Below are 8605 nucleotides of genomic sequence, written 5' to 3' on the forward strand. Positions count from 1 at the left end.
AACAAATTTATCAAATTCCTGGGGACTGGTTCAAATGGTAGATAGAACCACAGCGTATGCCAAGTTAGTTTTAAGCGGAAAAAGGATATGTGGACGGAGTGAAAGGCTGGCAGCACAACGTCATCTTGACGACATGGCCAATAAAAAATCAGAGTGGATTTTCGATGTGGAAGAGGCTGAGCGACATATCGAGATAGCCAACACCCTGACCATTGGTGAGGGACAGGCGCAAGCACTCACAACAAGAGGCTTCCAAAATTTTGTTATTGGGAGTCTTTTTGGTTGGCGGAAAAAGCGGAGTGATATCCGACGATTCCGTGAGGCTTATGTGCAGATCGGCAGGCAGAACGGCAAGTCATTCCTTGCCGGAGAATTAGCCAACGACTTTGCCACCTTTGGCGGGTACCAGTATGGTCGTATATTCTGTACTGCCACCAAGCAGGACCAGGCAAATATTGTATGGGATGAGGTATCCAAGTTCATTCAGTCTGATAGTGATTTGGCGGAGCTGTATAACATTCGCACCCATGACAGAACTATCACCAGCAAAGTAACTGGTACTGTTATCAAGGCTATTGGCAGGGATACAAAATCAGCTGATGGTTTCAGAACAATTCTGGCCATCATTGATGAGTACCACGCACATCCAACCAACCAAATGTATAAACTGATGCTTGATGGCCAGGATATGGTTAAAAATGCGCTGACCATAGCAATAACGACAGCAGGCTTCAATCTCAAATCACCATGCTATGAACACTATCAATTCTGTAAAAAAGTTCTGGAGGGTGTGGTGGAAAAGGATAGCCTGTTTGTATATATAGCTGAGATGGATAAAGAGGACGACGACTGGGGTAAAGAGAATTGGGCGAAGGCTAATCCTTTAAAGCTCTTTGAGCCGGATGATATCACTCTCAACGATGAGAAGCTGGCTGTATATGCCAGCAAGGCTATTGAAGCAAAAGAGAAGCAGGGCGAGGAGCTGGTCAACTTTCAAACCAAAAGCCTCAACAAGTGGGTAACATACACAGGTGGCTCACTCATTGATTTGGCAAAGTGGAAGCGGGGCGGCACCCATACGCAAATTAAAGATATGGTCACGAGGGAAGCTTTTCTTGGCATTGACCTTTCATCTGGCGGAGACCTTACAAGTATCGCCCTGCTGTTCCCGTTGATGGATGACAATGTTTACATTTGGAGTCATAGCTATATGCCGGAGCTCCGGCTTGCAGAGCATATCAAGACAGATAAGGCACCTTATGGTGTATGGGCCAAGCAGGGGCTGTTGACTCTGACATCTGGCATGTATGGAATTAAGACGGATTACAAGCACATCATAGCTGACCTTGCCAACATCATTAACGAGCACAACATCAGGATCATTGGTTGTGGGTATGACGCCCATAATGCAGCCGCTTTTCTTGGTGATCTTGACGATGTTATTGACTGCGATATAACAGAAGTAAAACAGTCTGCCCGGTCACTCAATGACCCAACGAATGATTTTGCCCTGTCTGTGGAGGCCGGGCAGGTAAGCTATGACAAGGATAATGCTCTCATGACATGGAGCGTAATCAATGCTATCAAGTCAGCACCAAACAGCTTTGGTGAGATTAAGATAGACAAAATGACACAGACTGAGCGAATTGACCCAGTGGATGCCATCATTGACGCCTGGAAGGTTTGGCTGATAAGCAAGCAGTCCAACCGTCCAAGCGGTGAAGAGGCTCTGGATATTTGGCTCAAGTCCTTGGAAGGAGGGGAATAATGAATATACTAAACAAGCTGAAAAGCTATTTTAAAAACGATTCACAGGGCAGCTCAATGAGTCTATCAGAAATCAATGAGCTGTTTTTTAGTGGTCAGAGTGCCATGCAGTACGGTACGGACCTATCCGAGATAACCTACTTTACCTGTCTCAAGACATTATCTGAGGCGCTGGGTAAGATGCCGGTGTATCTGATGGGCCCGGATAAGGAGCGAAAAACGAACCACGAAACATCACTGTTTCTGTCTGTTTCGCCTAATAATGTGTATACGCCAATTCAGTTTTTCACTTATCTGGAATTTTGCCGCAACCATTATGGCAACGCTTACGTTTATGTGGAGCGCATCAATGGCAAGGTTAAGGGGCTCTACCCCCTAGATCCTCATATGGTTCAGATATGGGTGAATAATACGGAGGAATTTACCAGTCGCAAGTATACCTACTACTACACAGATACCAAATCGGGCAAGTCATACTGGTTGGACCCTGAGGATATGCTGCACGTAAAAAGCTGGGTAACTGACCGCTCCGGCCTTGCCGGTAAGTCAGTACGTGAAATCTTGGCCACAAATATGGCGGGCTCCAAAGCCTCCCAGCAGTTTCTCAATGACCTTTACCAGAAGGGACTCACAGCCAATGCTGTTGTTAAGTATGTGGGTGACCTTTCCAGGGACCAGCAAAAGGTAATGCTGAAACAGCTTGAAAAGCAGGCCAAGGATGAGGGCAGAAGGATGATAACCCTGCCAGTTGGATATGATATCCAAACTCTTGACCTCAAACTTACAGATAGCCAGTTCTATGAACTGAAAAAATATAACGCGTTGCAAATAGCGGCTGCCTTTGGCATCCAGCCGAACCAGCTGAATGATTACAGCAAATCCAGCTATGCTAACAGCGCAGCTCAGAGCCTCAGTTTCTATGTAAACACCTTACTTTACAACATCACTCTATATGAGCAAGAGTTTAACAGGAAGCTGCTTACCCGAAAAGAACAACAGGAAGGGCTTGGCTACAAGTTCAACGTCTGGACTATTCTGAGAGGTGACCCTACTCAACAGGCTGATGTTCTGCAGAAGATGGTCAGCTCTGCCATCTACTCGCCTAACGAGGCGAGAGCAAAGCTCGATATGCCACCAACTCCGGGCGGCGATGTCCACATTGTCAACGGCTCCTATGTGAAGCTGGAGGATGTGGGCATTGCCTATGTGCAGAAAGTGGCTAGTCAATCGGCAGAAGGAGGTGAAGGATAAGATGCTCAAAGTCGTAAACAAAGCAGAAGGGGCAGAAATCTATATTACCGGCGACATTGTTGATGATGAATGGGGCGGCTGCCTCGAGGCGTGGGGAGACCCTGGCATCGGGTATCAGTGGCCTAATGACATCAAGAAGCAGCTGGCAGATATTGACGATGAAGCACCACTAACTATTTACATCAACTCTGATGTTGGCTCTGTTCCAGCGGGTGTAGCCATTGCTAATATGATAGCCCGCCACAAGGGACCCACCACAGCGGTTGTTGATGGTTGGGCTTGTTCTATCGCCACTCAGATATTCTTTGCCGCTGACGTGAGAAAGATTCCATCCAATGCGTATCTGATGATACACAAACCAGCAACATGTTGTTGTGGCGATGCCCACGACATGGAACAGGCCATCAAGGCCCTTGATGTGATTCAGGAGGGGTTGGAAACAACCTACAATAAGGTTGCAGCTGAGGGTGTAACCCCTGAGGCTATCCATCAGATGGTTGAAGAAACCACATGGCTCACCGGCAAAGAGACCTCTGAAAGGTTCCAGGTTGAATTGTTGGAAGCTACCCAAACAGCTGCATGTGTGGGTGGCGCATACAAGGCATTCAAGAAAATGCCGGAAGGTATTAAAACTGTGGATAACTCCAAAAAGCCAGAAGCTCCAAAACCGCAACCGGTTGCGGATTTACCACAGGATAAGAATATTAACAAAGTTAGAGCTGAGATAATGCTCGCAATTATGGAAGGAGAATTAATCGATGAAGAAGTCTGATGAAATCAAAAAGATTGTAGACGAGCTGAAAACTAAGGTTGCCCAGCTTCAGCAGGAGGAACAGTACGACGAGGCCATGAAGGTTGCCAACGAGCTGAAGGATGCTGTTCGCGATTACAAGATTGCTAAGTCTATGGAAGATGCAGAGGCAACAAACTTTATTGCAACAGCCACTCCTGCAACGGCAAAGAACATGATTTCCGATGCTGTTATGCGCAACCGTGTATTTAATAAGCTGGTGTTTGGTCGTCAGCTCAACGAAGATGAGAAGGCATTCCTTAACGCTGCCGGTACTCCTGGCCAGGTTGAGACTACCTCGGCAAAGGGCGGCTATCTGGTACCAGAGGAGCAGATTGCTCAACTCCTTGAACTGCGCCGAGCTTACACCCAGCTGAAGGCTTATACCAATGTGCAGGTGGCTCTTTCCAAGGCTGGTAAGCAGCCAACCGTAGGAGCTGAGACTGGCACCCTTATCGCGTTTGATGAGCTCAACGAGATTCACCAGGGTGATATTGATTTTAGTCAGCTGTCCTATGAGATTGCCGACTACGGCGATATCATCCCGGTATCTAACAGCCTGCTCCAGGATGCAGACCTTAATCTTATGGGTATCATTGGTCAGCGCTTTGCTCGTAAGGCTGTTAATACGGAGAATGCCCAGATTCTCGATAAGCTGGCAGCTATCACTGACAGCCCTACTGCTATCTCCACCTGGAAGGGTGTTACCAAGGCATTAAATGTAAATCTTGACCCGGCATTCTATGCTAATGCAAAAATCTTTACCAATCAGGATGGCTTTGAGTGGATGTCTGAGTTGGAAGATGGTCAGAACCGTCCATTGCTTGTTCCTGATGTTGCTGCACCTGATACTTATCGCTTCCGCGGTAAGGAGGTTGTTGTTATTTCCAACAGCATTCTTGAAACCTCCGAGACTGGTACCGGTACCGTAACTCGCAAGGCTCCAATGTATATCGGCTCCATGTCCGACTTCCTCGCTTTCTTCGAGCGCAAGGGTGTAGAGGTTGCAGTATCCGATCAGGCCGGATTCACCAAAAATGCAACTCTGATTCGTGCAATTGAGCGTTTTGATACTGTTGTAGCTGACGCTGCTGCTATGAAGTCTTACCAGGTAACGTTGTAAGGCGGTGATGGCTTATGGCTATCACAATAACAGATGTAAAGGATTACCTCCGCATCGACTCTGATGCGGAGGATACTTTGCTCACAAAATTAATGGCAGTTTCAAGGGCTGTATTAGTAGGGGCTGTTGATGATTATGATTTGCTGATAAGTCGTAAGCCTCAGCTAGAGGAGAAGGGTGATATGGTACAGCTGACACTTATAGCTGACCTCTATGAGAACAGAAATCTTGAGGGACAGGTCCCGCAAAATTATAGCCGTATAGTTGAAACTATGCTGCGTCAGCTGCAATATGAGACATTATAGGATAGAAAGGAAGCTTGCCGTATGAATCTAGGCAAAATGCGCTATAGGATCACACTACAGGAGCCCGCTAATATTCAGGACGATTACGGCAATATTGTCGATGATTGGCGAGATGTGGTTACCGTTTGGGCCGATATTGTACCGGTATCAGGCCGGGAGTATTTTGGTGCTAATCAGCAAAATTCAGAAACGCAGTATAAAATTTATATCCGGTATTTAGCCGGCATTACGCCAAAAATGCGGATACTTCACAATGATGTTGAATATCAGATTTTGGCTGTATTGGCCGATAAGCGAGCCGGTTATACCACTATCATGTGTAAGGTGGTGGAATGATGGCTCGGCGCAGTAACAAAGAAGTAAATGAAATATTGCTACATTTAGGCGAAAAGGTCGAGGCGGCAGCTAAAAAGGCCCTGCAAGCTGGGGCCGATGCCGTTGTGGCCGATGCTAAAAGCCGCTGTCCGGTCTTAACCGGGGCATTACGTGACTCTATACATAAGCAAGTTACCAGCAAGGGCTTAAAAATTAAGATTGTAGCCGATGCTACTACTCCCGACGGTATTGCCTATGGTAAAATAGTTGAATTTTCGCCGGCCATTAATAAGCCGTTTTTATATCCGGCTTTAGATGCGGCCCGCGATAGTATAAGGCAGAATGTAGCGGCAGCAGTAAAGGAGGGGTTAAAAAAGTGATAATTAAGCAGGTTGTACAGGCTATAAATGAAAATAAAAAGTCGTTAGGTATAAAGGGCTTTTTCCACAATTTTAATCCCGACTTTAAAGCTTTTCCTTTTATTACCTACACAGTTGTCTCCGATGTGCCAGCCCTGACGGCCGACAATGAAGAAATTGAAAGTCGTATAACGATAAGGCTTCATATTGTTACACAGGACGGCGCATATAACGAGATTTACAAAAAATTAAATAGAATTATGCTTGGACTCGACTTCATGCGTGTTCAGGCGGCCGAAATAACAGATAATGGCCTGAAAATAAAGGCTATTGATTACAGAATAGGAGTGAATGTTTAATGAGTATTACAGCAAGCGGAATCACTAACTCGCCTTTTATTGGTTTAACCGGGTTTCATGTTGCCAAGCTGATTAATGATCCGGCATCCGGCGAGGCTACCTATGGCGAGGTTATATCTATCCCACACATCAGAGGTATTGATATTAAGCCTACTTCTGCATCCGCTACACTTTACGCCGATAATCAGGCAGTAGATACGGCTAATGTTACCAGCGAGTACGACCTTACCATCGACGTCGCTACACTTCCGCTGGAATATAAGGCTCTTTTACTGGGCCACGAAATCAGCGACGGCGTAATGGTAGCTAATAAATCCGACGTAGCACCATATTTTGCTATAGCCTTTGAGACCACTAAGCGCAACGGCAAAAAGCGCTTTTGTAAGTTCTTCAAGGTTCAGTTTAATGAACCGGAGGAAAAGCCAGCAACAAAGGCCGAAAATATCCAGTACAATACGCCTACACTGACCGGCAAGGCTATTTACCGCACCAGCGACGGCAATAGTTACAAGCAGGGCGATGAAGAGGCCGGACTCACCGGTGAGGCTGCCGCTGCTTGGTATGCTGCTGTATAAGTGGGGTATTAGCATATGGAAAAGCCGTTTATTAAAATAGACGGCAAAAAGGTTTATCCCGCCCCGCCTAAAATGAAGGTGTGGCGGGCCTTTTTGCAGTCAGTAGAAGAAAATAACGATAATGCTACGCTGGAAGAATTTTTAGATAGAGAGGTCGAGCTTATTATTATCGGATTTGGCCGCCCCGATGTAGTTAATCGGGAGGCCATTGATGAAAATGTTGATTTGGCCGATATTGTGCCATTAGTTAAAGCCTTATTTACATGGATACAGACGGTCACTTTTGAAAAATTACAGGATTTACCAAAAAACGGATAAACGGCGATAGCGACGACCAGTTATCGCCGTACGAAAATCTATTATCATATTATGAGCGACTACAATCCGGTTACGGCTGGACTGTAGCCGCTATAGATGATACCGATATTAATGTTTTATTGACTCAGATGGTTATTTTAAGTAAGAGAGAAAATAAGCAAAATCAAAAATTTATAGATGATATTATGGGGTGATTTTACTAGATGGCTAAAGGTCAGGAAATTGATAAATTATACATATCGTTAGGTCTTGATGTGAACGACCTCAAGCTCGGCTTTGATACCACCGGAAAAACCGTAAATCAGGCTGTAAGTCGCCTCAATGCCGAAGCCAAAAAGATAAAGCTACAGACCGATGTTGATTTAGCTAAATTACAAGGCGCGGGCGACGAAATGGCCCGAATTAAAGCTCAGGCTGCCGGTATCAATAAGGAATTGGAAACACAGCGCAAGCTGGAGGCTATTATGGCGGCACAGCTTAAAGGCACGAGCCAAAAATACGGGGCCGACCATTATCTTACACAGCGCAGTGAAATGGCTTTACTGAAGCAACAAAAGGTTATAGCCGGATTGGAAGCACAGCTCCGGGGGCTGGGTAAAACCTTTGATACTATCCCGGCAAAATCAACCGGGGCCTTTAGTGCCATAAGCAAAGGCGCGGGCATGGCCAGGTCAGGTATAGGCAAATTATCCGAGGGCTATGGCCTTTTAAATGCCAAGATGGCGGCCGTAATGGCTATAGCTGCCACCGGCGGCGGACTCTTTGAAATTACAAAGGGGGCCATGGAGGCCGGTAATAACCTGTATAAGCTACAGCAGCGGCTTAATGTATCCACTGCCGAGGCGGGCCAGCTTAATAGGGCTTTTAATTTGGCCGGTACGAGTATAAATACACTGGCTCCTTTTATAGCCAAGATAGATAAGCAGCTTTTAACGGCGGGCGAGTCGGGTAATAATACGAGTAAAGCTTTACAGCGTTTTGGTATTACGCTTACCGACGAAAGCGGGCAGCTGCTACAGATTAATGAGCAGTTGGAGCAGCTTGCCAAGGGATACCGGGCAGCCAGCGAGGCCGGGGAAGTTGAAGCCTTTACAGCTGAAATATTAGGCGCAAAAGGGGCGGCCTTAATTCCCGTACTTGAAGAATACAGCGACCTGATGGCTATAAGCAAAAATGTAAAGACCACCGGATTATTAAATCCGGCGGAAGCCCATGAAACCTACCTTGAATGGCAAAAAATGAGCATGGAGCTGGGCCAGCTAAAGACTGCTTTTGGTGCCGCTTTGCTGCCGGTATCTAAAGAGCTTATGCCTATGATTACCGACGGCCTAATAGCCATGGTGGAGCTGATTGCCGAAAACAAGGATAATATAAAGGTTTTTGGCGAGGTTTTGGTTGATACCCTACAGGCTGCCGGGGCGGCTATGGATACCGTCGCCAACG

General features: G+C 46.3%; 10 protein-coding genes and 1 pseudogene. All 11 read left to right on the plus strand.

The genetic code is table 11. The annotated features are described in order from the left end of the window. The coding region (locus Q0Y54_RS10040) for a terminase large subunit (RefSeq protein ID WP_297967180.1) at positions 1 to 1768 on the plus strand (1768 nt) is incomplete at its 5' end. Next, positions 1768 to 3018 (plus strand): phage portal protein, encoded by a 1251-nt coding sequence (locus tag Q0Y54_RS10045; RefSeq protein ID WP_297967183.1) that lies wholly within the window; start codon positions 1768 to 1770, stop codon positions 3016 to 3018. The genes Q0Y54_RS10040 and Q0Y54_RS10045, both read left to right, overlap by 1 nt. Then, complete coding sequence (locus Q0Y54_RS10050) at positions 3008 to 3790, plus strand: head maturation protease, ClpP-related (protein WP_297967185.1); 783 nt, start codon at positions 3008 to 3010, stop codon at positions 3788 to 3790. Before Q0Y54_RS10045 ends, Q0Y54_RS10050 begins: the two co-directional genes overlap by 11 nt. Beyond that, positions 3777 to 4931: a phage major capsid protein gene (locus Q0Y54_RS10055; RefSeq protein WP_297967187.1), complete on the plus strand. Its 1155-nt coding sequence runs from the start codon at positions 3777 to 3779 to the stop codon at positions 4929 to 4931. Before Q0Y54_RS10050 ends, Q0Y54_RS10055 begins: the two co-directional genes overlap by 14 nt. A gap of 14 nt (positions 4932 to 4945) precedes the next feature. After that, positions 4946 to 5236, plus strand: coding sequence for a head-tail connector protein (locus tag Q0Y54_RS10060; protein ID WP_297967189.1), 291 nt, complete (start codon positions 4946 to 4948; stop codon positions 5234 to 5236). A 21-nt stretch (positions 5237 to 5257) separates the two neighbouring features. Continuing rightward, the gene (locus tag Q0Y54_RS10065) at positions 5258 to 5572 is read left to right on the plus strand and encodes a phage head closure protein (RefSeq protein ID WP_297967191.1); all 315 of its coding nucleotides are present in this window, start codon (positions 5258 to 5260) and stop codon (positions 5570 to 5572) included. Next, on the plus strand, positions 5569 to 5931 hold the full coding sequence (locus Q0Y54_RS10070; RefSeq protein ID WP_297967194.1) for an HK97-gp10 family putative phage morphogenesis protein: 363 nt from the start codon (positions 5569 to 5571) through the stop codon (positions 5929 to 5931). The genes Q0Y54_RS10065 and Q0Y54_RS10070 overlap by 4 nt, the downstream gene beginning before the upstream one ends. Then, positions 5928 to 6269: a hypothetical protein gene (locus Q0Y54_RS10075; RefSeq protein ID WP_297967197.1), complete on the plus strand. Its 342-nt coding sequence runs from the start codon at positions 5928 to 5930 to the stop codon at positions 6267 to 6269. The genes Q0Y54_RS10070 and Q0Y54_RS10075 overlap by 4 nt, the downstream gene beginning before the upstream one ends. Continuing rightward, a complete protein-coding gene (locus Q0Y54_RS10080; protein ID WP_297967199.1) occupies positions 6269 to 6844 on the plus strand; it encodes a major tail protein in 576 nt (191 codons plus the stop codon). The genes Q0Y54_RS10075 and Q0Y54_RS10080 overlap by 1 nt, the downstream gene beginning before the upstream one ends. A gap of 15 nt (positions 6845 to 6859) precedes the next feature. Beyond that, a complete protein-coding gene (locus Q0Y54_RS10085; RefSeq protein WP_297967202.1) occupies positions 6860 to 7162 on the plus strand; it encodes a hypothetical protein in 303 nt (100 codons plus the stop codon). 203 nt (positions 7163 to 7365) lie between these two features. After that, a pseudogene (locus tag Q0Y54_RS10090) lies at positions 7366 to 8605 on the plus strand (hypothetical protein); the annotation flags it as partial.

This window comes from uncultured Anaerovibrio sp. (assembly GCF_947302755.1).
Lineage (GTDB): Bacteria > Bacillota > Negativicutes > Selenomonadales > Selenomonadaceae > Anaerovibrio.